Annotated in this window: 25 protein-coding genes and 1 pseudogene; 7 read left to right on the forward strand and 19 right to left on the reverse strand. The window is 42.6% G+C overall.

Features of this window, described 5'->3' with window-relative positions; translation table 11 throughout:
* Positions 1-51: 51 nt before the first annotated feature.
* The 5 genes from H4I94_RS10230 to H4I94_RS10250 form a co-directional block, all read right to left on the reverse strand.
* Positions 52-1,329, reverse strand: a complete 1,278-nt coding sequence (locus tag H4I94_RS10230; RefSeq protein WP_261183031.1) for a YdgA family protein — start codon at positions 1,327-1,329, stop codon at positions 52-54.
* A 307-nt stretch (positions 1,330-1,636) separates the two neighbouring features.
* The gene (locus H4I94_RS10235; protein WP_261183032.1) at positions 1,637-2,056 is read right to left on the reverse strand and encodes a GH3 auxin-responsive promoter family protein; all 420 of its coding nucleotides are present in this window, start codon (positions 2,054-2,056) and stop codon (positions 1,637-1,639) included.
* Entirely contained in the window at positions 2,053-2,289 is a 237-nt protein-coding gene (locus H4I94_RS10240) for a hypothetical protein (RefSeq protein ID WP_261183033.1), read from the reverse strand. The genes H4I94_RS10235 and H4I94_RS10240 overlap by 4 nt, the downstream gene beginning before the upstream one ends.
* A gap of 230 nt (positions 2,290-2,519) precedes the next feature.
* Complete coding sequence (gene clpB / locus H4I94_RS10245; RefSeq protein ID WP_092818481.1) at positions 2,520-5,102, reverse strand: ATP-dependent chaperone ClpB; 2,583 nt, start codon at positions 5,100-5,102, stop codon at positions 2,520-2,522.
* A 445-nt stretch (positions 5,103-5,547) separates the two neighbouring features.
* Entirely contained in the window at positions 5,548-5,970 is a 423-nt protein-coding gene (locus H4I94_RS10250) for an OsmC family protein (RefSeq protein WP_131274600.1), read from the reverse strand.
* Positions 5,971-6,117: 147 nt separating this feature from the next.
* Between H4I94_RS10250 and crp the strand changes: the two genes are divergently transcribed.
* Positions 6,118-6,825: a cAMP-activated global transcriptional regulator CRP gene (gene crp, locus H4I94_RS10255; protein ID WP_261183034.1), complete on the forward strand. Its 708-nt coding sequence runs from the start codon at positions 6,118-6,120 to the stop codon at positions 6,823-6,825.
* A 183-nt stretch (positions 6,826-7,008) separates the two neighbouring features.
* The gene (locus H4I94_RS10260; protein WP_261183035.1) at positions 7,009-8,058 is read left to right on the forward strand and encodes an NADP(H)-dependent aldo-keto reductase; all 1,050 of its coding nucleotides are present in this window, start codon (positions 7,009-7,011) and stop codon (positions 8,056-8,058) included.
* A 129-nt stretch (positions 8,059-8,187) separates the two neighbouring features.
* Here the strand turns inward: H4I94_RS10260 and H4I94_RS10265 are convergent, their stop codons facing one another.
* The 5 genes from H4I94_RS10265 to H4I94_RS10285 form a co-directional block, all read right to left on the reverse strand.
* Complete coding sequence (locus H4I94_RS10265; protein WP_261183036.1) at positions 8,188-8,964, reverse strand: M48 family metallopeptidase; 777 nt, start codon at positions 8,962-8,964, stop codon at positions 8,188-8,190.
* A gap of 113 nt (positions 8,965-9,077) precedes the next feature.
* Complete coding sequence (locus H4I94_RS10270) at positions 9,078-9,386, reverse strand: hypothetical protein (protein ID WP_092818485.1); 309 nt, start codon at positions 9,384-9,386, stop codon at positions 9,078-9,080.
* Between the two features lie 189 nt (positions 9,387-9,575).
* Positions 9,576-10,895 (reverse strand): adenylosuccinate synthase, encoded by a 1,320-nt coding sequence (locus tag H4I94_RS10275; RefSeq protein WP_261183037.1) that lies wholly within the window; start codon positions 10,893-10,895, stop codon positions 9,576-9,578.
* 70 nt (positions 10,896-10,965) lie between these two features.
* On the reverse strand, positions 10,966-12,132 hold the full coding sequence (locus H4I94_RS10280) for an ATP phosphoribosyltransferase regulatory subunit (protein ID WP_261183038.1): 1,167 nt from the start codon (positions 12,130-12,132) through the stop codon (positions 10,966-10,968).
* Positions 12,133-12,477: 345 nt separating this feature from the next.
* Entirely contained in the window at positions 12,478-13,455 is a 978-nt protein-coding gene (locus H4I94_RS10285; protein WP_261183039.1) for an alpha/beta fold hydrolase, read from the reverse strand.
* A 24-nt stretch (positions 13,456-13,479) separates the two neighbouring features.
* Here H4I94_RS10285 and H4I94_RS10290 point away from each other — a divergent pair.
* Positions 13,480-13,746, forward strand: a pseudogene (locus H4I94_RS10290) (AzlD family protein).
* Positions 13,747-13,768: 22 nt separating this feature from the next.
* Here H4I94_RS10290 and H4I94_RS10295 read toward each other — a convergent pair.
* Together H4I94_RS10295 and H4I94_RS10300 are read right to left on the reverse strand one after the other, a co-directional pair.
* A complete protein-coding gene (locus H4I94_RS10295) occupies positions 13,769-14,086 on the reverse strand; it encodes a hypothetical protein (protein ID WP_409976756.1) in 318 nt (105 codons plus the stop codon).
* 396 nt (positions 14,087-14,482) lie between these two features.
* Positions 14,483-15,511, reverse strand: a complete 1,029-nt coding sequence (locus H4I94_RS10300; RefSeq protein ID WP_261183040.1) for a type I glyceraldehyde-3-phosphate dehydrogenase — start codon at positions 15,509-15,511, stop codon at positions 14,483-14,485.
* 432 nt (positions 15,512-15,943) lie between these two features.
* On the opposite strand from H4I94_RS10300, the gene alaS reads away from it, so the two are divergent.
* From alaS to csrA, 3 genes are all read left to right on the forward strand, one after another.
* Positions 15,944-18,637, forward strand: a complete 2,694-nt coding sequence (gene alaS / locus H4I94_RS10305) for an alanine--tRNA ligase (RefSeq protein ID WP_261183041.1) — start codon at positions 15,944-15,946, stop codon at positions 18,635-18,637.
* Positions 18,638-18,702: 65 nt separating this feature from the next.
* Entirely contained in the window at positions 18,703-19,983 is a 1,281-nt protein-coding gene (locus H4I94_RS10310) for an aspartate kinase (protein WP_092818491.1), read from the forward strand.
* Between the two features lie 248 nt (positions 19,984-20,231).
* Positions 20,232-20,495 carry a carbon storage regulator CsrA gene (csrA, locus tag H4I94_RS10315; protein ID WP_092818492.1) on the forward strand — a complete coding sequence of 88 codons (264 nt, stop codon included), beginning with the start codon at positions 20,232-20,234 and terminating at the stop codon, positions 20,493-20,495.
* 60 nt (positions 20,496-20,555) lie between these two features.
* Here the strand turns inward: csrA and rnhB are convergent, their stop codons facing one another.
* Positions 20,556-21,134, reverse strand: a complete 579-nt coding sequence (gene rnhB / locus H4I94_RS10320) for a ribonuclease HII (RefSeq protein WP_092818493.1) — start codon at positions 21,132-21,134, stop codon at positions 20,556-20,558.
* Between the two features lie 71 nt (positions 21,135-21,205).
* Positions 21,206-21,592, reverse strand: coding sequence for a hypothetical protein (locus H4I94_RS10325; RefSeq protein WP_261183043.1), 387 nt, complete (start codon positions 21,590-21,592; stop codon positions 21,206-21,208).
* 233 nt (positions 21,593-21,825) lie between these two features.
* Here H4I94_RS10325 and H4I94_RS10330 point away from each other — a divergent pair, with 233 nt between their 5' ends.
* On the forward strand, positions 21,826-22,380 hold the full coding sequence (locus H4I94_RS10330) for a cytochrome b (protein ID WP_261183044.1): 555 nt from the start codon (positions 21,826-21,828) through the stop codon (positions 22,378-22,380).
* Positions 22,381-22,457: 77 nt separating this feature from the next.
* Here the strand turns inward: H4I94_RS10330 and H4I94_RS10335 are convergent, their stop codons facing one another.
* The 5 genes from H4I94_RS10335 to yaaA form a co-directional block, all read right to left on the reverse strand.
* Positions 22,458-22,817 (reverse strand): hypothetical protein, encoded by a 360-nt coding sequence (locus H4I94_RS10335; protein ID WP_261183045.1) that lies wholly within the window; start codon positions 22,815-22,817, stop codon positions 22,458-22,460.
* An 85-nt stretch (positions 22,818-22,902) separates the two neighbouring features.
* Positions 22,903-23,904, reverse strand: a complete 1,002-nt coding sequence (locus H4I94_RS10340; protein ID WP_261183046.1) for an adenosine deaminase — start codon at positions 23,902-23,904, stop codon at positions 22,903-22,905.
* A 76-nt stretch (positions 23,905-23,980) separates the two neighbouring features.
* Positions 23,981-25,303, reverse strand: a complete 1,323-nt coding sequence (locus tag H4I94_RS10345; RefSeq protein WP_092818498.1) for an NCS2 family permease — start codon at positions 25,301-25,303, stop codon at positions 23,981-23,983.
* A 376-nt stretch (positions 25,304-25,679) separates the two neighbouring features.
* Complete coding sequence (locus H4I94_RS10350; protein ID WP_261183047.1) at positions 25,680-25,913, reverse strand: hypothetical protein; 234 nt, start codon at positions 25,911-25,913, stop codon at positions 25,680-25,682.
* Positions 25,914-26,054: 141 nt separating this feature from the next.
* Positions 26,055-26,837: a peroxide stress protein YaaA gene (gene yaaA, locus H4I94_RS10355; protein ID WP_261183048.1), complete on the reverse strand. Its 783-nt coding sequence runs from the start codon at positions 26,835-26,837 to the stop codon at positions 26,055-26,057.
* Between the last annotated feature and the right edge of the window lie 17 nt (positions 26,838-26,854).

Below are 26,854 nucleotides of genomic sequence, written 5' to 3' on the forward strand. Positions count from 1 at the left end.
ATGCACTAACTAAAAAGGCTGCCGATCTGGCAGCCTTTGTTTTTACATGTGTTAATTTAAAAATTTCTTTTCACCGTATTTATATTCAATGCCGATTTTTAAGATATCGCCTTCCCCTTTCGCTTGCAGCGACTGCTGCATACCATTCAGCATTTGTTCCAGTTCCTGATCGGATAAGGTTTTACCACCCTGTTGTAAATAATTTTTCATGATGGTTTTCATGATCTGTTTATCGTATTCAACATTGGCCTGGTATTCGACCAGATTGGGTGCCATTTTAACCAAGCTTTCAAAAGAAGATTGGTGTCCTGGCATAACCTTGCCGGTCAGGTTCGCCTTGGCATATCCTTCACCCGCCTTGATTTGATTATTCTGCGATTCAAAACTAAAGCCGTCGTTCACAATAGCCAGAAAACTATTCATCAGATCTTGACTCAATTCTTTTTTCGTTCCGCAGACTTCAGAATTTTTTTCCAGTAAATCCAGGAAAGCCTGTGTTTTCTGCCTGTTCAGGGCTTTCAGGCTCATATTCATCTGGAAATCGCGAAAACTTGGAATGTTATGCAGACGCATTTCACCAATTTTAACCTGGGTATCAAAATTGACCTTGTGCTCATCTACTCCTGTATTCACAAGCACTGCAAAGTCTTTCAATTCTCCACTGCCGAATTGCTGTACATTTCGATCGGTTCGCTGAATAGAAGCAATATTTAATCGGGTTTTCCCTTGATCTAAAACAGAATTTAAGCCCTGATTGGTCTCGAATTCTAAATCACGCATTTGCACATGCCCCAATTTATCATTCACTGTCATACCGGGAATCTGGAATTTGAGCTTAAGCACATCCAGTTGGTCGGCTTTAGATTTTGCATCCAATTTAAACGTCATCGGCTCAATTCGAGTTTGCATATCTGCCCCATTTTTTTCATACATCGGTGTGGTTAAAGATGAATGAATGACACCCAACCAGTCAATTCTGGTTTGAGCTGTTAAAGGCTTTTTCAATAAACCTTGAAAGATTTCATTGCCTTGCTTGAGGCGAATTTGCGATTCAATGTGATAGCCATTCCAGCTGCGTTTAATTGCATCGGTCCCGTTCAGAATCAGCACATCTTTGGGTTTACAGGGATCAATGGTGAATTCAGCAACCCAGTCTGCAGAGCCCTGCATCGCGCCCATATTAAAATTATGATATTGAATCGACATTAAATTGGATTTTTGATTCTGTTGATAATACGAATTTAGACTCTTATCTGCATATAATTTGCCGCCTATGACTGTAGTCGCCAATACAACGATACTTCCCAAACCCCAAATCAATTTTGACATCATATGTCTCGTTTTTTGCTTATTTTGTAGACGAGTATATGTTAAAAAAATAAAATTAGTGTAATTTTTCAAACAGTTAGATCCCCAAATCACATTGCATGTTGAGGGAATCTATATTTACTTTTAAATGCTGCTGAACGTGTCAAATCCGTCCCGGTTCGAAATAACTGATTTTACTTCGATCAAAGGTCGTATAGGGACAGGCTTTAAAACTATGGAAATAGTGTTTGGCTTGAATGACATGCGAGCTGGTATTGTTCATCCAACCAATTCTTGGATCGTTGTTGGCCAAAGTAATACAATATGCCTATTTGTGGCGTAATTTTGTTTGCTGCTGGGCATGAAAAATCAGGCTGGCAAATACATCAATGTGTTCAGGATGACACAGTGCACTACGCGCCAACTCATAATGAAAATTTTCTTTTAAGCGTTGATCTAAAGCAGCAGCACTGGGTTGTTTATGAATATTTTTTTCACTCAACATAATGTAATATGGCTTTTTCTTATTGCAATGCTCAATACCCAAAATACTGATGGGTAAATAATCCTCTTGCCTAAACTCTGCCAGAACTTTGACCGCCACGCTATGATCCAGTTTTTCACCCACCAAATCCACCGTCATTTTCCGGCCTAAAAAGCGGAAACATGGAATAGCTTGATAAAAATCCACCACTTCCAGTTCATCATCAATGACATAGCGAATTAAGCCAGAACCCGTGGTAATCACCGGACTGAAACGGTAGAAAAGCCAACAATTTGTTTGTTTTTAGGTTCAAAAATAAGGAAAACGCCGGTTTTTTCTAAAAAGTCACATTCAAAAATTTCATAACGTGTATTGGCATAATATTTTTGATAAATACCATACATACGCTTGAGTTCTTGGACTGTTACCTGGCTGCATTTCTTATATGCACTATAGGACTCATTTTTGAGCAGACGAATCAGCTTAAATTCGATCATGATTACTATTCCATGTGTAACCTTCTCTTTGGAAGGTGATATTGTTTTTGTTTTAACTGCTTTTTTATACAAGTGTATTTATATAAAGCGTCGCCATTTTAGCGTTTAAAAAGTTGAGAAATCAAATAAAGTCAGATGAACTTCACAAGAAAATGATAAACGCGAATCAATAAAAAACCCGGCCGAAGCCAGGTTTTTCTCAATTTTTATCTTTTAGTAAATACAAGTAACTAACTTAATTTCATTTTCTCGAACTCGAGATGACCATTTTCACCCTTAACATGAATGGTATCTCCTGGGATAAATTCACCACCCAGGATTTTTTGAGCCAAGGTATTTTCAATTTGCTGCTGAATGGCACGTTTCAATGGACGAGCACCGTACACTGGATCAAAACCAGCTTCAATCAACTGATCAAACGCACTGTCATCCACTGTAAGTCTCATATCTTTTTCACTTAAACGTTCACGTAAACGCTCCAACTGGATGTCGGCAATACCACGAATTTGCGCTTTTTTCAGTGAATGGAACACAACCAACTCATCAATACGGTTAATAAATTCCGGACGGAAGTGTTGAGATACAGCACCCATTACCACTGCACGAACTTCATCATCGGATGCGTTATCGCCCAATTCACGAACATCTTGTGAACCCAGATTGGAAGTCAACACAATCACCGTATTTTTAAAGTCCACTACACGGCCTTGCGAGTCAGTTAAACGACCATCATCCAGTACTTGCAGCAAGATGTTAAACACATCTGGATGCGCTTTCTCAACCTCATCGAACAACACCACACTATAAGGCTTTCGGCGTACCGCTTCAGTCAAGATACCGCCTTCTTCATAGCCGACGTATCCCGGAGGCGCACCCACCAGACGGCTGACCGAATGCTTCTCCATGAATTCACTCATGTCAATACGCACCATGGCATCATCACTGTCGAACAGGAAGTTGGCCAAGGCTTTGGTCAGTTCGGTTTTACCTACCCCGGTTGGGCCGAGGAACAGGAACGAACCACTTGGACGGTTCGGGTCAGACAAGCCTGCACGTGAACGGCGCACCGCATTGGATACAGCCACCACAGCTTCATCCTGCCCAACCACACGGCTATGCAGGAATTCTTCCATATGCAGCAGTTTTTCGCGCTCACCTTGCAGCATTTTCGCAACTGGAATACCCGTTGCAGCACTGACCACTTCGGCAATTTCGTTTTCAGTGACTTTGGTACGGATCAGTTTCGGTTCCTCACCGTTTTCCTCTGCGACTTCTTCAGCAGCGAGACGTTTTTGCAATTCAGGAATCACCCCGTATTGCAAACGGCTGGCTTCTGCCAAGTCACCTTCACGCTGGGCTTTTTCGAATGCGGTACGTGCTTTGTCCAGTTCCACTTGCGCCTGACTGGTGCCTTCAACCAGCCGTTTTTCAGCAATCCACTGTTCTTCCAGATCACTGTACTCTTTCTGCACTTCGGCAATCTGTTTTTCCAGATGTGAAACTTCTGCTTTGCTGCCTGAATCTTCATCCTGCTTCACCGCTTCCAACTGCATCTTCAACTGGATTAAACGGCGGTCCAAGCGGTCGAGTGGTTCAGGTTTGGAGTCAATTTCCATTTTAATCCGCGAAGCAGCTTCATCAATCAAATCAATGGCTTTATCCGGCAATTGACGGTCAGTGATGTAACGGTGAGACATTTTCGCAGCAGCAATAATGGCTGAATCCAGAATTTGCACCCCGTGATGGGTCGCATATTTTTCTTTTAAGCCACGCAGAATTGCAATGGTATCTTCAACGCTTGGTTCATCCACCAATACTTTCTGGAAACGGCGTTCCAGTGCGGCATCTTTTTCAATGAACTGACGATATTCATCCAGCGTGGTTGCACCTACACAGCGCAGCTCACCACGGGCCAATGCAGGTTTCAGCATATTGCCTGCATCCATGGCACCCTCACCCTTACCTGCGCCCACCAGGGTATGCAACTCATCAATGAACAGGATGATTTCGCCTTCATGTTTGGCCAGGTCTTTCAGAACAGCTTTTAAGCGTTCCTCAAACTCACCGCGATATTTTGCACCCGCCAGCAATGAACCCAAGTCCAAAGATAAAACGCGTTTACCTTTCAGGCCTTCTGGAACTTCACCATTAACAATACGCTGTGCCAAACCTTCAACAATCGCCGTTTTACCTACACCAGGTTCACCAATCAGTACCGGATTGTTTTTGGTACGACGTGACAACACCTGAATGGTACGTCGGATTTCTTCATCTCGCCCAATCACCGGATCCAGTTTGCCGGACATGGCGCGTTCAGTTAAGTCTATGGTGTATTTATTGAGTGAATCACGTTGATCTTCATGGGTATTACTCATGACTTTTTCGTCACCTCGAATTTTTTCAATCGCTTTGCGTAAACTTTCACTGGTTACGCCGACATTGTTGAGTAAAGTTTTGGTTGCACCGGTTTCCGCCAAAGCGAGTAGCACCCAGTCGGTAGATAAGAATTCATCTCCGGCTTTTTGGGCATAACTGTCTGCCAGATTCAAAGCGCGTACTGCTTCAGGATTAAGGTTGATATCTCCAGTCGGATTGGCAATGGTCGGTGCATCATTTAATGCTTGCTGCACTTTGGTTTGCAGATCACGTAGATTTGCCCCGGCTTGCTGAAACAGGCTGATATTGGCAGGCTCTTCCAGTAGCACCGATAAAATATGGATACCCGCGATGGCAGTATGGTCTTTACCCATGGCCAGAGATTGAGCATCTGATAGAGCTTGCTGCAAGCGGTTTGTAAATTTTTCAAAACGCATTCTTATTTTCCTCACAACAAATTTTGTACTTGGATAAAAGATGGGAATGGTTTGATATTTTTCAATAATATTTTTAAAAAATATTTTTAAATTTCAAGAACTAATATAATTAAAGTTAAATATAAACCTTAATTATAATATGGGTATTTAAGCTAATTTTTTCAAGTTCATTTGGGTCATTTATGTATGAAATTTTATTCCATATATATTTTTGTATCTTTTAAATAAATGTCATGAGACTTTTGAAAATTTATTTTGACTATAAGTCAATACATCTGCTTGAGGAACCTTCCAAGATTGAAGGTTTGGAGGAAAAGATCTATTAAAAATGCTATAGATTATTTTTAAATCTTTACCGGGATAAAATCTTTTTTCTTTATGGGTATTTTTAATACTGATGCAGCATAAAAATGGCAATCCGGAAATGAATTGCCATCTAAAGTTATTATTCCGCTTCAATAATTTCAAAATCGTGAGTAATTTCCACCCCACCATCCGATAACATTTTGCTTGCAGAACAGTATTTTTCAGCTGAAAGTTCAACAGCTTTAGCGACCTGTTTTTCTTTGACTGCTTTACCCGTCACCACAAAATGTAAATGGATTTTGGTAAACACGGCTGGGATGCTATCTGCACGTTCAGCCTTGAGCTGACACACGACATCTGTCACATCTTGGCGTGATTTTTTTAAAATCGTCACAATATCAAAGGAAGCACACCCACCAAGTCCCATTAATATCAATTCCATAGGACGTGGTCCACGGTTTTGACCGCCATATGCCTCAGCCCCATCCATCACGATTTGGTGACCACTTTCCGATTTTGCCTCAAAAGCAACATTCTCTAGCCAATGAACGCTTGTTTGCATTGCAACTACCTGAAAAAAACTATAAATTTACGATGTACCTGTACACTAACATAAATTGAGTTGAGAAGGAATTTCAGCTCTTCTGTGTGACAAGTTCACTTTAGGTCTTGTGCGATCTATTAATTATCCATATTCGGAACCGTTAGCATGACTTCAAACTTTTCACAACTTAGCACTGATGCACTGTCTCCAGGTCAACTTCCAGAGTCAGTGAAAGCATTATTAAAACGTGCCTATATAAATCGTTATCCAAAACGCACTGCAATTGTAGATGCAGGCTCAGAATCAAAATCGCTTTATTTGATTTTAAAAGGTTCAGTTTCCATTATTTTACGTGAAGATGATGAACGTGAAATTGTAGTTGCTTATTTGAATGCTGGAGACTTTTTTGGGGAAATGGGTCTTTTTGAAGCAAATCCACAACGTACTGCAGAAGTTCGTACACGTGACGTATGTGAAATTGCCGAAATCACTTATGAAAACTTCCACGAATTAAGCAAACAGTATCCAGACCTGAGCTATGCCGTATTTGCCCAGCTTGTACGTCGCTTAAAAAATACGACACGTAAAGTGACTGACCTGGCATTTATTGATGTATCTGGCCGTATTGCACGCTGCCTGATTGACCTTTCTTCACAACCAGAAGCCATGATTTTACCAAATGGCCGCCAAATCCGTATTACGCGTCAGGAAATTGGCCGTATTGTCGGCTGTTCGCGTGAAATGGTCGGCCGTGTCCTAAAAACCCTGGAAGAACAAGGCATGATTCATACCGATGGTAAAGCCATCCTGATTTATGATGTTTCTACTGAAGAAAATGATGCGTCTTTAGAAGACGAGGATGATGAAGAATAAGTTTTCTTCCATTCACCCTAAAAGCAAATCCTGAGATTTGCTTTTTTTATGTCTATTTTTCTGAGCTGTTCTTTTTAAATTTTTATGACAACTTTAAAACAATTCATGATTTAACGCCGATCCAAAAATCAGTTAGCCTAATGCACGATTTCAAACTTGATAAAAATTAAAGGATCCACCTTAATGCGACTCAAACCCTTAGCCAACACCGGGATTCTGCTGCCTGAAATTTGTTTGGGCACCATGACCTTTGGCGAACAAAATACCCAGGCAGAGGCCTTTCAGCAACTTGAATATGCTTTAGATCAAGGGTTATTTTTCTGGGATACGGCAGAAATGTATCCGGTACCGCCAAAGCCTGAAACTCAAGGAGCAACTGAAACCATCCTGGGCAACTGGATTGCACAGCGTGGTCAGCGCGACCAGCTGTTCATTGCTTCAAAAATTGCCGGTCCTTCACAAGGCGGCAGCCATATCCGTGACGGCAAAACCCGCTTTACTGCAGCTGAGATTAGCTCGGCACTTGATGGTTCCTTAAAACGTTTACAAAGCGATTATATCGACCTGTATCAGTTACATTGGCCACAACGCCCAACCAATTTCTTTGGCAAGCTTGGCTATGGCAACACAGAAGCGCAAAACCAGCAGCAAGTCACTGCCCTGGAAGAAACCTTAAGTGCCTTAAGTGATGAAATTAAAAAAGGCCGTATCCGTTATATCGGGCTGTCTAATGAAACCCCGTGGGGAACTTTAAAGTTTTTACATCTGGCTGAAAAATTAGGCCTGGAAAAATTTGTCAGCGTACAAAACCCTTATAGCCTGCTGAACCGAACTTATGAAATTGGCATGTCTGAAATTGCCCATTATGAAAATGTCGGCTTACTTGCTTACTCACCTCTCGCTTTTGGTTATTTAACCGGTAAATTCCGTCATGGCGCTCGTCCAGCTAATGCACGGGTCACCCTATTTTCCCGTTTTAGCCGTTATAGCAATCTTGAAAGTGAATGGGCAACCGAACAGTATGCTCAGCTTGCAGAACGGCATGGTTTAACCCTGACCCAACTGGCATTGGCATTTATCAAGCAGCAATTCTTTGTGACCAGTACCATTATTGGCGCAACCAATCCGGATCAGCTTAAGGAAAACATCCAGGCCTTTGAAATTGACTTATCTGCTGAGATTTTACAGGGTATTGAAGATATTCACCGCCAGCAGCCGAATCCAGCACCATAGATATTTCGCCGTAACTCATTAAGGTGAAGTGTTGCTTCACCTGCGTCAAATAACTTATATTCTTTAAAATCAAAAAATTTGCGTACAAAAAAGGATGCAATAAGCATCCTTTTTTTGCTTAACGACTGATTAACGTCTGTTATAGATGGCTTGAGCAGCTGGCAAGTTTTTACGCATTGCTTCAATACGCTGACCATTTGAAGGGTGAGTCGACAGGAATGATGTACCTCCCGCACCTTCCAACTTGTTCATTTTTTCCCAAAGCGTGATTGCGGCTTGCGGATTATAACCGGCACGCGCCATCAACATCAAACCACCTTGGTCAGCACGGCTTTCAAGGCTACGTGAATAGGGTAAACCCACACCCACCTGTGCACCTAACTGAGCTGCTGCTGCACCCAATTGACTGACATTATTGCCTGCATAGCCCAAACCAATGTTTAACGCCAGGTCTGTTAAAGCCTGTGCACCAATTTTTTGTTTGGAATGTTCTTCCAAGGCATGCACCATTTCATGGCCCATCACCGCTGCAATTTCAGCATCGGTCAGATTTAACTTATTTACAATACCAGTGTAAAACACCACTTTACCGCCTGGTGCCACATAAGCATTGATCTGGTCTGACTTCAGCACAGCCAATTGCCAGTCGAACTTTTGGCCTGTCTGGTTGATTTGGTCGCCATAAGGTTTTAGACGTAAAAATACCGAATTAATTCGCTTATAAGTCGCAGATGAAGTATCTAAGGTTTTATTGGCACTCGCTTCCTGAACAGTCTTATTAAAGCCCTGCGCAGCAGTAACATTTAATGTGGATGAGTCTGCCCCTGCCATGTCCGCTACAGTAGTACAACCGGAAATCGTGATTACACTTGCTGCACACAAACTTAAAATCAGCTTGCTGTTCATTATAATAATCTCCACCTTGAAAATAGATATCTCTTTTCAAGAGATTATATGAAATAGTGGATAATCTTTAAATTAATATTATCTCCACAATCATATCATTTATGTAAACAGGCTTATTTAAGAAATTGAAAACTAAGCCAATAAATTAAACACAAAACATTCAGCCCCAAATATATCTGGCAAAGTGGTTTAATTTTCTGTTCCAGTTGTTCATTTTTGCGCTTAAAAAATAAAAATGCATTTTGAATAAGCACGACCGGAACCAAAATACATGCAACGATGACACTTAATCCAATAAACGCCGCATTAATAATTGCAGGATCCTGTGTTTGTGCCTGAATAACCAGCATGGCAATCGTCGGTGCACCACCCATTGCAAACAGTAATGAATAAAACATCGTCGCTGATATATTTTTATGCATCATGCACAACCTTGTATTTGTTTTATATTTAACATTCTAGCAAGTGCAAGTGAATTAAACAGTATGCTCAGATGCAACTTTAGTCTGCAAAACTCTTCGCATATGGCATGTTGCTATCTTTTCCAAATAAAGCCGGCAAAAAAAGCCCCACAATTGTGGGGCTTTTTATACGTCCTGATTCTTGGCAGATTAAGCTTCGAATGGATGGCGGAGAATAATTGTTTCTTCACGGTCTGGACCAGTTGAAATGATGTCGATTGGACATTCAATCAATTGCTCAAGACGTTTTACGTAGTTAAGTGCAGCTTCTGGTAACTGATCAATTGATTTAGCACCAAAAGTAGACTCAGACCAGCCTGGCATGGTTTCGTAGATTGGTTTTAACGTTTCGAATGCAAGGGCATCAGAAGAACCTACGCAACCAGAATCAGCAGCTTCGTAACCGACACAGATTTTCACTTCTTCTAAACCGTCAAGAACGTCAAGTTTAGTCAAGCAGATACCAGAAAGTGAGTTTACTTCTACTGAACGGCGAAGAATTTCAGCATCGAACCAACCACAACGACGTTGACGGCCAGTAGACGCACCAAATTCTGAACCTACAGTACCCAAGTGTTTACCGATTGCATCACCAACATCGTTCGCAGCATCGTAAACAAGTTCAGTTGGGAATGGACCAGCACCTACACGTGTTGTATAGGCTTTAGTGATACCAAGTACATAGTCAAGGTGTAATGGACCAAGACCTGAACCTGAGCTTACGCCACCAGCAGTCGTGTTTGAAGACGTTACATACGGGTATGTACCATGGTCAACGTCAAGAAGTGAACCTTGCGCGCCTTCAAACATGATGTTATCACCGTTTTTACGGTATTTATGAAGTTCACCTGTTACGTCCACAACTAATGGAGCAACAACTTCACGCCATTGGTCGCAAAGAGTAAGTACATCTTCAAGATTAACCGCTTCTACACCGTAGAATTGAGTCAACTGGAAGTTATGGTATTCAAGAAGCTCGGTAAGTTGAGCTTTAAGATGTTCACCACCACGTACCAGGTCAGCAACACGAATTGCACGACGTGCAACTTTATCTTCGTAAGCGGGACCAATACCACGGCCAGTTGTACCAATTTTTGCATTGCCACGTTTTTTCTCACGCGCTTGGTCAAGTGCAATGTGGTTTGGAAGGATTAATGGACAGTTTGGAGAAATACGTAAACGTTCACGTACTGGCACGCCTTCTTTTTCAAGAATATCCATCTCTTTAATCAGCGCTTCCGGTGAAAGTACAACACCGTTACCAATTAAGCACAGTACGTTTTCACGTAAAATACCAGATGGAATGAGGTGTAATACAGTTTTCTTACCACCAACCACAAGAGTATGACCTGCGTTGTGTCCGCCTTGATAACGAACGACCGCTGCCGCTTGATCTGTGAGCAGGTCGACGATTTTGCCTTTACCTTCGTCGCCCCATTGGGTACCGAGTACCACAACATTCTTGCCCATAATAGCCTCATTGCATCATGCTGTTAAAATAGAAAACACAACTGAATGACATGAACATCCAGTTCTGCGATTAAATCGGTTCGACTGTCCACTCACCCGCCTTGTTCACCAACTGGTGAGTCGCAAACGGAATCGAGTTTAAATCATCATTACCTAATAACTGAATCACACTTAAGCCTTGTGCACGCAGAGCAGCGATTGCATCAAGCAATGCTTTATCTGTACCTTTCGGTGCAACAACTTTTTGAACCTGTTTGAACTGACCTGCACTGAGTGCATATAAGTCACAAGAGAAGCCAGTTGCCGGGCGCGCGCGTCCAAAGTGTTCGCCAATACCGTCATAACGACCACCTTGAGCCAGCGGTGCTGCACGGTTTGGCGCATAGACGGCATACATTAAACCAGTGTGGTAGTGATATGAACGAAGTTCTACAACATCAATACCAATATGCAAGTCTGGCCAACGTGCCTGAATTTCAGATCGAGTCGTTTTTACTGCATCAAATGCCTGTTTAAATGCCGGGTCTGCAATAATTTCAGCACTGAGGTTAGCTTCTAAAGCATCCAAATCACTTGAATAGCGGCCTAGTGCATAAAAATCTGCACCGAATTTTAATTCTTGTGTAAATTCAGCCAGTTCAGGCAAGGCTTTGCGCTGGTAAAGATCCGAAAGCTGATTTTCTTCCGCCTTGGTTAAACCAGCGTGTTTAACCAGACTGCGGAACAAGCCCACATGACCTAAATCCAGATGGATGCCATCCGCAAAGCTTGCTGTTTTCAATAAGTTGAGCATCACGTCAATCATTTCGACGTCAGCATCAATACTGTCTGAACCAAAAAGTTCCGCACCCAGTTGCAGCGGTGCACGCGTGGTATTAAAACCTTGAGGCTTGGTGTGTAAAACCGTGCCAGCGTAGCAATAACGCGCTACACCTTCGACCGGATATACATGCGCATCGATACGGGCCACTTGCGGTGTCATATCGGCACGCACACCCAGCAAACGGCCAGAAAGCTGGTCGATGACTTTAAAAGTGGCTAAGTCTAAATCTTGATTCGATTCTGAAAGAGAAGAAAGAGATTCGATGTATTCGATAAATGGCGTGTACACCAGCTGATAACCTCGAGATGCGAGGAAATCCAATGCTTCACGGCGCAAAGCTTCTATTACTTGCGCTTGTTCTGGTAATACATCAGCTACACCATCAGGTAATAACCATGTCTCTGAAATGGGCATGTTGTAAACCTAAATACTTGTCAGCGCGGAAGTAATCCGCATAAAAAAATCGGGAGCACACCCGATTTCTCCTAGTCTAGCACGATCATCTTTACTGTGCATCAGACTTTTGCAGAAAAGATGTGATTCATTGCCAATTAAATAATTTTTATACTTTGATTCTATCTCGCGACTTTAAAATCAAATATAAGTTAACCACTCCAGGCACAGGGATCACGTTATTTTGCCTGGATTAACATCAGAAATGCCCTCTGTTTTGCAATATAACTGGTCACTCTCCATGCTTGTGATGAACCTTCATGTTATATGGGGAACGCTAACCACCACCTCGCGCTCGAAGTCTTTTTAGAGGGAATCAAGAAAACCCAGAAGTAGAGCATTGACCACATCGGGCGCTTCTTGCTGAAGCCAATGACCAGCCTTTGGGATGACTTGAGATATTTGGAGCTGAGGCACTAAAGACGGCATTGCCTTGATGATGTCTTTCATCCCAGGAATGGCGAGTCCGGTATCTCGCTCACCCACGAGATACATGGCGGGCACATTAACATGCAAGCCTTGAAAAGCAGCTTCTGATTCCCAGTTTTGGTCTAGGTTGCGGTAGTAATTCAGGCCGCCGCGAAAGCCACTTTGCTCGAATGAGCGCACAAATAAGGTAAAATCGTCGGGACCAAGCCAAGCTGGTAGGGTTTGAGGGTCAGGCAGCATGGCGAGCAGTCCGCCAGAGCGAGGAACCATTCCAAACGGATTCGGTGTTTTCGGATCATCACGCGGGCCTGCATCCCCTGAAGCGGCAAAGTATATTTTTCGCAGGGTTGCAGCAACATTGGCTTCCAGCTCATGCTCCGCAAGCCCCGGTGATGCAAAGTAATGTGTGTAGAACCAGGCATCGGAAGTTTGTGGGAAAAGCTTGCTGGGTAGCATGGGTGCACGTCCCATCATAGGCACGCCCAGTGCCGCGACCGCACGAAATCGTTCTGGCCGGATAAGTGCTGCTTGCCAAGCTATTATCGCACCCCAGTCCCCTCCAACAATGACGGCTTGCTTCTCTCCAAGCACATCCATAAGAGCGACCATGTCACCGATCACTTGCAGCACCGTATACGCGCCGACTGCCTCTGGCCGGTCGCTACCCCCATAACCACGGAGGTCAGGTGCGACAGTACGGTAGCCTGCAGCGGCTAGTGCGGACAACTGATTACGCCATGCATGGGAAGTTTCTGGAAATCCGTGACAGAACAGGACCAGCGGGCCCTGACCTTTTTCTATCAGATTCAAGCGTATGCCATTTGCTTCGACCCGGCGATAAGAAGGTACTGTCATGTTGCTTTCTTTTCAGGTGAACCTATGCTGTTCTGTAATATCTATCTGACACGTATCCTGCGCTATGTTTGACTCAAAAATAAAACACTCAGCAATAAGCAATCCCAAATTATAGAAGTTGTGCCCGGCAGCGTGCTGAACTCAGTCATTGCAACATATTTTGTCAAAGACAACCCCGCGAATATGATTGCTATTGTCATTATCCTGCTGGCAGCATCACGTTTTTCTTTCTCACCTACGCTGGCCATAAGTGTGGCATCCACAGCAGTTTTAAGAATGCTACGGGCATAAAGCGTACCTTTAAATTTTTAAATTAAAGTGAGGTTTTGTCGGTTGAATGAACCGTTTTTGCCAATAGTCCAATCAATTCGGCATTTTGGGATTCCACCTGACTCAGTTTAGTCGTGGTCTTATCAATTACCTCTTGCTGAATATGCATTTTCTTCGCCAGGTCCTGCATAATTTCCAGGGTTTTTTTAAGGTTTTCTTCCAGATGAATCACTTTTGTTTCCAATTGTTGATTCAATTGAATTTCACTGAGGGCAGCACCTTGATTGGTAAATTGTGCCCAAATCAAAAAAATTACTGCTATGGCTAAAAGGAAAATAAATCCCCAGATAAATATCAACATAGGTACGCTGCTCGTGTTATTGATTGATGACTGATCTGTGTCATGAATCGATGGGATTAAATTTCAAAAGCTTATAATTTTCATATAGTAATCGAAAATTGATTATAAAATTAACCGTGCTTAGATTTATATTTATTATAAGCATCATTATAAGTCGACTTCGGGTCGGCAATTCACTGCCACTGCTAAATCATCAAATAAAATGTAACTTCATGGCAGCCTATTCATCCTACTGAAACCTGCATCTTTACTCAAGAATTAACAAACCATTCGAACAAATTGATAATAATTGAGTTACAGGTCGCATTATTTACCCCATACGCTATAAAACCCCATGTCTTTCAAAAGTAAGCAAGATGAAAAATCCATCTTGCACTCTCTTTTAAACAAGGCCCACTATTTATGGGTAAAGGATTCGCAGAGGTCCAGCAAGCGATTCGCATAGCCCCATTCATTGTCATACCAGGCAAAGACTTTGGCCTGATGTCCCACCACCATGGTTTGGCTTAAATCCACGATGAGTGAATAAGGCGAATGATTAAAGTCTGAGGAAACCACCGGTTCATCGGTAACATCCATAATTTCCGCATAATCCTGACGTGCCGACTTGATCAGGATCTCATTGATTTTATGTGCTGTGACATGCGACTGCGCAATAAAAGTGAGGTCAATGGCAGCTACATTAATGGTCGGTACGCGTATGGAATAGCCATCTATACGCTCTGCCATTTTTGGCATCACCCGTTTTAATGCCCCCAGCGCCGAAGATGTGGTTGGAATAATGTTATGTCCCGAAGCACGGGCACGGCGTAAATCGCGGTGGGCATGATCCAGCACCGACTGATCTGCCGTCACTGCATGAATTTCTGTCATCAATGCCGTATCAATGCCAAAAGCATCATCAATAATTTTAACCAAAGGCACCAAGGCCTGTGTGGTGCAGGATACACTGGAAATAATCTGGTCTGTGGCTTTGACTTCGTGATGGTTGACCCCATACACAATGGCCGCATCCACCGTATCAAAAGGCGCAGCACCAATAATGACCCGTTTTGCCCCTGCGTGAATATGCCCTGTGGCTGCTACACGCGAACGGAATAAACCGGTACATTCCAGCACCACATCAATACTTAAATCCTTCCAAGGCAGGCTTTCAGGCTGTTGCTGAGAAAACACCTGTACCTTTAATTGCGCCAGACCTGCAGAAATGTGCAAAAAAATCTGTTCATCCTGCAAAAGCACTTCAACCTTGCCCTTAAAGCGGCCATGGGTGGTGTCGTATTTAAACAAATGCACCAGTGTTTCTACATCTGCAATATCGTTAATGGCCACGATATCAAAATGAAAATCCTTAGGATTTTCAAACCAAGCCCGTAATACATTGCGACCAATTCGCCCGAAACCATTAATGGCTACTCGTTGCATCAGATATCCTTAACTCTTGGGTAGATGTAAACACAGCTCTATGTTAATGGATTTTAACCAGATACCGATACCATTTATGCTGTTCTATGCATGAAATATCTGGCAGCAAGGGTTTTAGCCTGCTGCTTTTAAGCTTATTTTGCCTCAAAATTTATTCAGAGAAGGCTGCATCAAAATATTTACTTCACTTTTCATTTATTTTATATCCTATACCTAAGGCAGAATTCGGCTGATCAATTGAAGGCCAGAAAGCCAAATACCGCTTAAATAGAATTGTGATTAATTCGCCTTAAAGTGATTGGTGCATGCGGCTTTTTCCGTTATACTTTAGCGTTTTAAAATTTTAAGCCAGTATCTCAGGCCAGCTTTATAAAAGTAAGACTTGCTTGACATGCTATTAGCCAAATACAAGATTTATGGAGTGACTTGGTTGTGAGTACTCGTTTTATGACATCAGCTGAAATTCGCGAAGCTTTTTTAAGCTATTTTGAATCGCAAGGGCATACACGTGTCGCGTCGAGTTCTCTGGTTCCTGCCAACGACCCAACATTATTATTCACCAACGCTGGGATGAACCAGTTTAAAGACTGCTTCCTGGGTCTTGAAAAACGTGATTATGTGCGTGCAGTGTCATCACAAAAATGTGTACGCGCAGGCGGTAAACACAACGACCTGGACAACGTCGGTTATACCGCACGTCACCACACATTCTTTGAAATGTTAGGCAACTTCTCTTTTGGTGATTATTTCAAGCGTGATGCGATCAAATTTGCCTGGGATTTTTTGACCAATGAGAAATGGTTAGGTCTGCCAAAAGACAAACTCTATGCCACTGTTTACCATACCGATGACGAAGCATTCGACATCTGGAACAAAGAAATTGGTTTAGATGCGTCTCGCATCATCCGTATTGGCGACAACAAAGGCGGTCAATACGCATCGGACAACTTCTGGGCAATGGGTGATACCGGTCCTTGTGGTCCTTGTTCTGAAATCTTCTTTGACCATGGCGATCACATTTGGGGCGGCCTGCCGGGTACGCCTGAAGAAGATGGCGACCGTTTCATCGAGATCTGGAACAACGTATTCATGCAGTTCAACCGTACTGCGGATGGCGTATTGCACCCTCTTCCAGCACCATCTGTCGATACTGGCATGGGCTTGGAACGTATTTCTGCAGTATTGCAACACGTTAACTCAAACTACGAAATTGACCTGTTCCAGCACTTGTTAAAAGCTGCGGCTGAAATCATTGGCCTAGATACCACTGAAATTGAAGCTGCCGCAAAAGCAGCAAACAAACCTGTTGACTACCCTGCTTCCCTTAAAGTGGTGGCTGACCATGCCCGTTCATGCTGCTTCCTGATTGCAGATGGCGTGAACCCGTCGAATGAAGGCCGTGGTTATGTGCTGCGTCGTATCATCCGTCGTGCAGTGCGTCACGGTAACAAACTGGGTGCAACCGGTTCGTTCTTCCACAAAATGTTGCAACCTTTAATCGAAGCAATGGGTGCCGCATACCCTGAACTTGCGGCTAACCAGGCACGTATCGAAGCACAACTTTTAAAAGAAGAAGAACAATTCGCGAAAACTTTAGAGCAAGGTCTGAAATTGCTTGAAGGCGAATTGGCTCAACTGAAAGGTTCAGTGATTCCAGGCGAAACCGTTTTCAAACTTTATGATACTTACGGCTTCCCGACTGACTTAACCGCTGACATCGCACGTGAACGCGACCTCACGATTGATGAAGCCGGCTTTGAAGTTGAAATGGCAGCACAACGTCAACGTGCACGTGATGCAGGTAAATTCGCCATCGACTACAACAGCATTGTAAAAGTTGAAGGTGAAACCCAGTTCGAAGGTTATAAAGCCACTCAAGCTCAAGGCCAGATTGTTGCAATCTATAAAGATGGCGAACAGGTTGACGAATTGGTTGAAGGCGATGAAGCACTGATCGTATTGAACCAGACACCTTTCTATGCAGAAAGCGGCGGTCAGATTGGCGATACAGGTATCTTCAAAAACGATACCGGCATCTTCGAAGTTCAGGATACCAAGAAATCTGGTGGTGCATTCGTACACCAAGGTATCGTGACTATGGGTAGCTTAAAAGCCGCTCAATCTGTTGAAGCAATTGTTAAAGCAGACATCCGTGAAGCAACTGCACGCAACCACTCTGCAACACACCTGTTGCATGCTGCCCTTCGTCAAGTGTTGGGTTCTCATGTACAGCAAAAAGGTTCACTGGTTGCATCTGACATTTTACGTTTTGACTTTGCCAATGACCAACCTGTTTCATTCGAACAACTGCAGGAAGTTGAGCGTCTTGTTAACCGTGAAGTGATTGCCAACACCGCCGTTTCTACCGAGCTTCTCGACATCGAATCTGCCAAAGCAAAAGGTGCAATGATGCTGTTCGGTGAAAAATATGGCGATGAAGTTCGTGTACTTTCCATGGGTTCAATCATTGAAGATAAAAACTTCTCGATCGAACTGTGTGGCGGTATTCACGTGAAACGTACCGGTGACATCGGTCTGTTTAAAATCACTTCTGAAGGTGGTGTAGCGGCAGGTGTACGTCGTATCGAAGCGGTAACGGGCACAAAAGCGGTTGAAGTGGTTCAAAAAGCCGACCGTGATATCAACACCATCAACGGTCTGTTAAAAGCACAAAAAGAACAAACCATTGAGAAAGTTGAAGCCCTGGCAGATACAGCATCCAGCCTGCAAAAACAGATTGAACAGCTCAACCAAAAATTGGCAAACTTCCAGGCAGCTGAACTTTTAAGCCAAGTTCAAACTGTGGCTGGTCGTCAAACATTGATTACCACTGTGCAAAACATGGATGCGAAATCGCTTCGCAACCTGCACGATGGTGTAAAATCTAAATTAGACAATGCAGTGATTGTACTTGCGGCTGTAGAAGGTGATAAGGTCAGTCTTCTCGCTTCTGTAGCAAAAGACTTTACTGCAAACATTAAAGCAGGTGACATCATCAAACACTTGGCAACCGAGCTGGGTGGTAAAGGTGGTGGCAAACCTGACTTGGCACAAGGTGGCGCGCCACTTAACGAGAAGTTTGCAACAGTGATGGCAGATTTGACTGCTTGGCTTGAAGCAAAATAAAACTTCACCTTTTGTGTAACTGACCCTGACCGGAAAATCAGGGTCATGGTTTATATGGAACAACTATGGCATTAATCGTTCAAAAATATGGCGGTACCTCTATGGGTACTCCCGAGCGCATTTTAAATGTTGCTCGTCGTGTAAAGCGCTGGCATGACCACGGCCACAAGGTGGTGGTGGTTGTATCGGCAATGAGTGGCGAAACCAATCGCCTGCTTGCTTTAGCGAAGGCCATTACCGAAACCCCTGATCCACGCGAATTAGACCAGATGGTGTCTACGGGTGAACAGGTTACGATTTCTATGTTAGCGATGGCGCTTAACTCGATTGGAGTCGAAGCAAAATCACTGACTGGCCGCCAGGTTGGCATTAAAACCGACAGCGCATTCAACAAAGCCCGCATTGAGTCTATTGATACTGACGTACTCACTGAAAACCTGGATGCAGGCCGCGTACTTGTGGTTGCCGGTTTCCAGGGTTTTGATGAATTGGGCAACACCACAACTTTAGGCCGTGGTGGTTCAGATACCTCTGGTGTGGCACTTGCAGCTGCACTTAAAGCAGATGAATGCCAGATTTATACAGACGTAGATGGTGTTTATACGACTGATCCACGCGTTGCACCAAAAGCGAAAAAAGTTGATCGTATTTCTTTTGAAGAAATGCTGGAAATGGCATCACTGGGTTCGAAAGTCCTGCAAATCCGTTCAGTTGAATTTGCTGGAAAATATCAGGTGCCTTTACGCGTATTATCAAGCTTCGATAACGACGATGATGGCGCATTTGACGAAGACTTCAAAAACAACGTCGGAACTCTTATTACTACTGAATTGGAAGACAACATGGAACAGCCAATTATCTCTGGTATCGCGTTTAACCGTGACGAAGCAAAATTGACTATCTTGGGCGTGCCTGACCTGCCTGGCATCGCATCCAAAATCCTGGCGCCAATTGGTGCAGCGAATATTGAAGTCGACATGATCATCCAGAATGTGGAAGAAGACGGTACCACTGACTTCACTTTCACGGTCAACCGTGGCGAGTTTGCTAAAGCAAAAGCAATTCTGGAGCAAACTGCGAAAGAAATTGGTGCACGTGAAGTTGCGACCCGTTCAGACATCGTTAAAGTATCGATCGTGGGTGTAGGTATGCGCTCACATGCTGGCGTAGCAAGCAAAATGTTTACTGCTCTAGCTGAAGAAGGTATCAACATCTTAATGATTTCAACTTCAGAAATTAAAATTTCAGTGATCATTGAAGAAAATTATTTAGAGCTTGCTGTGCGTACTCTTCACACTGCTTTCGGTTTAGACCGTGAATCTGGTGAATCAAGCGCACGTGCTTAAATATGTAAAGTAACAAATCTGGTCATTGTTGGACAGAATTTGCGAAATACTACAAAAAGAACAGAGCCACTATAGTTTTTTTTATAGTGGCTCTGTTATATTTGTAACCGAGGATTTTGAAAATATTAACAGAATTATTTTGTGTCAGTTTTTTGACAGAGCGTTCTGATAATATTTCTATGGTACTAAGGTTGTGTTTTTAACTTTTAAAATCAATTGCACGTTTAGCGTTTTGCAAGGAGATAAACATGCTGATTCTAACCCGACGTGTCGGTGAAACATTAATGATTGGGGACCAAGTCAGTGTCACTGTGCTTGGCGTAAAAGGTAACCAGGTTCGTATTGGCGTAAATGCTCCAAAAGAAGTATCTGTTCATCGTGAAGAAATTTACCAACGAATTCAACATGAACGCGCTATGCATGAACATCTGCAGCACCTGGATCAGGATTATCAACCTTCTTTTGAAGAAGATAATTTCCCACAAAATATCCAGAACGACTTTAATCGTTAAACCGTTAAAGGTTGTTCTAATATAAAGCGGCTATATAGCCGCTTTAAATTTATCTGCTGCTTATTTTTTTTCCAGCAAGGCCAACGCCTTTTTAACTGGTGCATAACTACGACGATGCTGATCAATAACGCCATGCTCAGCAATTGCCTCAAAATGGGCTTTGGTTGGATAACCCTTATGTTTGGCAAAACCAAAATGCGGATATTGCTGATCCAGTACCACCATCTCACGGTCACGTGTCACTTTTGCCAAAATACTGGCCGCTGAAATTTCTGCATGCAGTGCATCCCCACCGACCACCGCATCACAGCTCATGCTTAAGCCTTGCGGAACTTTATTGCCATCGACCAGCACATGTTCTGGCTGAAGCTGCAAAGCCTCTACAGCCCGGCGCATAGCCAATAAAGAGGCCTGTAGAATATTGATCTGGTCTATTTCTTCATGGCTGGCTTCAGCAATGGCCCAGGCCAAGGCTTTCTCCTGAATTTCTATGAATAATTTTTCACGCTTTTTTTCAGTGAGTTTTTTAGAATCATTTAAACCTTCTATCGGATTATTGGGATCTAAAATAACTGCAGCCGCAACCACCGAACCCACCAGAGGGCCACGCCCCGCTTCATCTACACCCGCAATTTTCATCAATGCTTTACCTACAAAAAAGAGGCTGAATCACATCAGCCTCTTTAATTTTAACATGAATTAAAGCTGTATTAGTTCATTGCTTCAGCAACACAAGCATTAATGGTTTTAGTCACTGCATTTGAAACAATAGTATTACGTGCAGCCGGATCAATTGCAGCTGTCGCCAAATCTACTGCCGTTACGTTTTGCGGTGCTTTTTCACTGACACAACCACAAATTTCGGTCTGAATATTTTGCTTTTGAGTTGCGGTCATTAACTTGGTTGCATTTTGCCATGCCGGAATAGCATTCAACTCGGTGGTACATTTTGCATTAATTGCAATTTTAATTGCAGTCATACCGAGTTGTTGAGTTGCCGATTGTGTTGCAGGCGCTGTGCTGGTTGTGGTATCCGTTGCCACACAAGCAGTTAAAGCCAAAGCAAGAGGTACCAGGACAGCAATTATTTTTTTCACAGTTTAATCCTTGAGTCTAAAATCTGTTGAGCATATTTTGCCGAAACTTTTCTCAGGAAGAAATCTATATTTCAATTGAATTTTCCACACTCAGATGATCTGATTAAAAAACCTACATGCACACAGTGTTTCAAGAACTACACGCTTCGTTCTATATTCATCATTTTTAAATATGTGCTTTTTAATTAGCATATGCAGACTTTTAGAATGACATATGGGTACTTGGGTATAACATGAAAAATACCTCACAATACTATACGCGTACGGCACAATGGCTGCATTGGATCATGGCGATTATCTTTATTGCGGCATGGCTGATTGGTTTTTATAGCGGAAATTTTCTAAGTTATGAGGTTGATGGAAGCTTTAAAGGTCAGGTCATTACTCTACATAAGAACATCGCCACCACCATTCTTTTTCTGGTTATGATTCGCATATTCTGGCGCTATACCCACCCTGTTCCAGCGCTACCCGACAGCATGTCACCGCTCATGAAAACTTTTGCACATCTGGGCCATTTCGCTTTATATCTCATGTTACTTGCCCTACCCATTACCGGCTGTCTATTTAGCTGGAGTGCGGGACATCCGGCACCTGTATTATATTTATTCGAAATTCCACGTTTGGTTCAGGACGATCCCGATCTTTTAGCCATCGTGAAACCTGTACACATTTATTTGTCCTGGTTTGGAGGCTTACTTGTCATCGGTCATATTGCCGCGGCATTAAAACATCATTTCATTGATAAAGATAACATCTTGCGCAGCATGACCCAACAAGCAAAATAATCAATGTTGTTGCCATAAAAAAGCCGCACTGGTGTATTACTGATGCGGCTTTTTATTGTTCAATTTATCGCGACAAGCTATTTCAAAGCATCTTTGGCACAGCCTTTTACGCTATTGATCACCGCCTGTTTAATCAGACTATTCTTTGCAGATTCACTCATCGATGCCATAGCCAGTTCTTTGGCCGAGATATCCTGCAATGCATGCTCACCAACGCAACCACAAATTTGTTTTTGTGCTGTAGTTTGCTGCCCTGAACTCATGAACAAGGCTGCGGATTGCCAGACTTTTGAAGCATTTAATTCACTTTTACAACCTTGCTCGATCACCGGTTTCAACATCTTCTGGGTAAAAGTAGAATTTTTATCCGTTGCAAAAACCGATACAGAACCAGCCAGTAAAGCGACAGCAAATAGCCAGCAAAAACTCTTTTTCACATTTGCCCCTAATATTTAACCCGTGATTATTCAGCAGCCCCATACATGAATCCGCTGAATCAGAAACATATGTCAAGATGCTCAATTATGCTAAAGCATCAATTTGCTTCGCCCATTTCTGCTTTTCAGCAGCAGGAATAAAGGAGGCTTCAAACGAATTTTTAGCTAACTGCTTCAGCTCATCATTTGACAGGTCTAAAGCTTTGGTAATTGCAATGAAATTATCATTCATATACCCCCCAAAATAGGAAGGATCATCTGAATTAACTGTTACATGCACGCCCTGTTGCAATAAACGGCGGATATTGTGCTGAACCATATCATCTACCACACAAAGTTTTAAATTACTTAAAGGACATACGGTTAAAGGCATTTTCTCTGCAATCAAACGCTGCATCAGCATCGGATCTTCTTCTGAACGCACACCATGGTCAATCCGGTTCACTTTCAGCAAATCCAGTGCTTCCCAGACATATTCAGCCGGACCTTCTTCGCCAGCATGTGCCACCACCAAAAAGCCTTCTTCTCGCGCTTTGGCAAACACACGTTCAAATTTAGATGGTGGATGTCCCACTTCACTCGAGTCCAGCCCCACCGCAATAATTTGCTCTTTAAAAGGTAAAGCCTGTTCCAAAGTTTGAAATGCCGCTTCTTCACTTAAATGGCGCAAGAAACACATGATCAAATGCGAGCTGATACCCAATTTGCTTTGTGCATCATCACAGGCACGTTTTAATCCCTGAATCACCGTTGCAAAAGCAATGCCACGATCGGTATGGGTCTGCGGATCGAAGAACATTTCGGTATGAACCACATGGTCTTCTGCACATTTTTCAAAATATGCCCAGGCCAGATCATAGAAGTCCTGCTCATGGATCAGGACATTCGCACCTGCATAATAAATATCTAAAAAAGATTGCAGGTTATGAAAGTTATAAGCCTGTTTTACTTCCTCAACAGATTTATACGGAATATCAATATGATTGCGTTGAGCAATCTCGAACATCAGCTCAGGCTCGAAAGTCCCTTCAATATGGACGTGTAACTCTGCCTTTGGCAGGGCTTGAATAAGCTCAAGTTGATTCATATCTTATCCTTATAAAATTTTTCAAAAATAAAAAAGGGTGCAAACCGAGTTTACACCCTATTCTGAATGGGGTGAATTAGCCGCCAAATACAGCAAATTTCAATGCCCAAAGCGCCGCAACAATCCAGACCATATAAGGTACTGTTTTTGCTTTACCTGTGAAGAGCTTGATTAATGCATAGCTGATAAAGCCCATCGCGATACCATCGGCAATTGAATAGGTAAATGGCATGCATACGATGGTTAAAAATGCAGGAACGGCTTCAGTGATATCATCCCATTCAATGTTGACGATACCTTGAATCATTAACACACCTACAAACAATAATGCAGGTGCAGTAGCAAAACCCGGAACCGATTGCGCCAAAGGAGCCAGGAATAAGCACAGCACGAACAATACGGCAACAACCACAGCAGTCAAACCGGTACGGCCACCAGCCGCAACGCCCGCAGACGATTCGATATAAGGCGTAGTTGATGAAGTACCCAATGCCGCACCCGCCACAATTGCGGTCGAGTCAGCAAACAGTGCTTTTTTCAAGCGTGGTAATTTGCCATCTTTTAACAGGCCCGCACGATGTGAAACCCCTACCAGCGTACCCGTCGAGTCAAACAGGTCGACCAGGAAAAATACAAAGATGACACCAATCAGGCTGGCTGTGAACAAGCCTTCAAAGTCCATTTGCAGGAAAGTTGGAGCAATCGATGGAATGGCCCCTACAACACCTTTAAACTCGTTCAGTCCCATTGCCGTAGCAATCGCGGTAATCACCAGAATACTGATAATGATTGCCCCACGGACTTTAAAGTGATGCATCACCACAATCATCAGGAAGCCAAGCAAGGTCAGCAATACCGTCGGTTGTTTCAAGTCACCCAAGCCAACAAGCGTTGCCGGATTGTCGACAATAATGCCTGAATTCTTTAATGCAATCAGTGCCAGGAATAAGCCAATCCCCCCGCCTATCGCAAATTTCAGCGACATGGGAATAGCATTGACAATGGCTTCACGGATTTTAAACATACTGATTGCAATAAATACCAGACCGGAGACAAATACAGCAGCCAGTGCAGTTTGCCAAGGTACACCCATGCCCATACACACAGAATAGGTAAAGTAAGCATTCAGGCCCATACCAGGCGCAAGTGCAATCGGATAATTTGCAATCAGTCCCATAACCAGACAGCCAATTGCGGCTGCGAGACAGGTTGCAACAAAGACAGCCCCATGATCCATGCCGGTTTCGGATAAAATCATTGGATTGACAATAATGATGTAACACATGGTTAAGAAAGTGGTTACACCTGCAAGAACTTCTGTGCGAAAACTGGTTTTATTTTCACTCAGCTTAAATAAGCGTTCAAGCATATGCTCTGAAGATGGATTAGGAGTCGTCATGACTTTACCCCTGTAAGTAAACTTTATGCCGTCAGCACGCTACAAAATTAATGATCCGTTTCTCAAATCACCATTAAGTTTATAGATGCCAGGCAACGGATATTTAAAAATTTCCTTTTAAAAACAATTGTTTTGTACAATTTTTCATTCGGTTCGATACAACCGGATCACAAAAATTGTAAACAAAAAAGCCGCATAACTTTTATGCAGCCTACATAGATAAAATAAATCAAATACTTACAATATAAATATAATGATTCAATTAAAATCTTGGCAAATTATAACACAATGCTTTTTTATTGTTTTTAAAATTTATTTTGAATTAATATTCAATAAGATAACAATATTTTTCAAACCTATAGTAAAAATCCGAGTGCTAAAACTGGCTAGATTTCACATGTAAAGGCCCTGCAGAAGAGATTTTCTCAGTTTCTATCGGTTCTAGAACCATATTATTTGGATTCGCTTCTACAGTTTTCAAAGATTGATGAGCATCCTGAATCAATTGATCCATTTCCTGTCTTTTTTTCATTTGATTGTCGTGATAAACCCCATATCCCAGTAAAACCACAGCAAAAATAAGGGTGGGAACTAATAATTTTTTCATCATAATTTTTTATTGTTCATCATTTCTCATGATGTTAACAAACGCACACTAAAATATAATGATAAAATATTTCAAAATCCTGTTTATTTTTGAGCAATAAAAATCCCGAAATTTATCGGGATTTTTACCTCGTTATTCTCTCATTTAAGCGGCTTGCTGCTCGTCACGCTTAAAGACCAGCTCACCTTTTAGCGAACTGTCCGCATCAAAATAGTAACCATCCATATTAAATGATTTTAATTCCTCAGCACGTTTTGCCTGGTTTTCAATGATAAAACGTGCCATTAATCCACGTGCTTTTTTTGCATAAAAACTAATCACCTTGTATTTGCCATTTTTCTGGTCCAGAAAAACCGGCTTAATGATCTCGGCTTTAATTTTGCCTGGTTTGACTGACTTGTAATATTCATCCGAAGCAAGATTCACCAATAGATCTGAATGCACCTCGGCTAAATCCTGGTTAATCAAATCGGTAATGATATTATCCCAAAAATCATAAAGATGATGACCACGTGGATTTTTGAGCTTGGTTCCCATTTCCAAGCGATAAGGCATCATCAAATCCAGAGGACGCAACAGGCCATACAGTCCGGACAGCATTCGCAAATGCTGCTGTGCATATGCAATATGCTGCTCATTCAGCGCATAGGCATCCAGTCCGGTATACACATCCCCTTTAAAGGCAAATAAAGCCTGTCGTGCATTAGAAAAATTGAATTCCGGTTGCCAGTCATTAAAACGCTCGACATTTAAATTGGCGATTTTTTCACTCACACTCATTAAATTGGCAATCTCGGTCGCAGAAAGATGACGACTCACATTTATAAGTTCTTGTGAATGTTCCAGCAATCTTGGCAGTGTATGTGCATCGGTTGGAAGTACAGATTCGTAATCTAAAGTCTTAGCAGGAGAAATTAAGGCGAGCATGAATAACCTGTTCAAAA

Origin of the sequence: Acinetobacter sp. T_3_1 (assembly GCF_025377055.1) — a bacterium.
In the GTDB taxonomy this organism is placed as follows: Bacteria; Pseudomonadota; Gammaproteobacteria; order Pseudomonadales; family Moraxellaceae; genus Acinetobacter; species Acinetobacter kookii.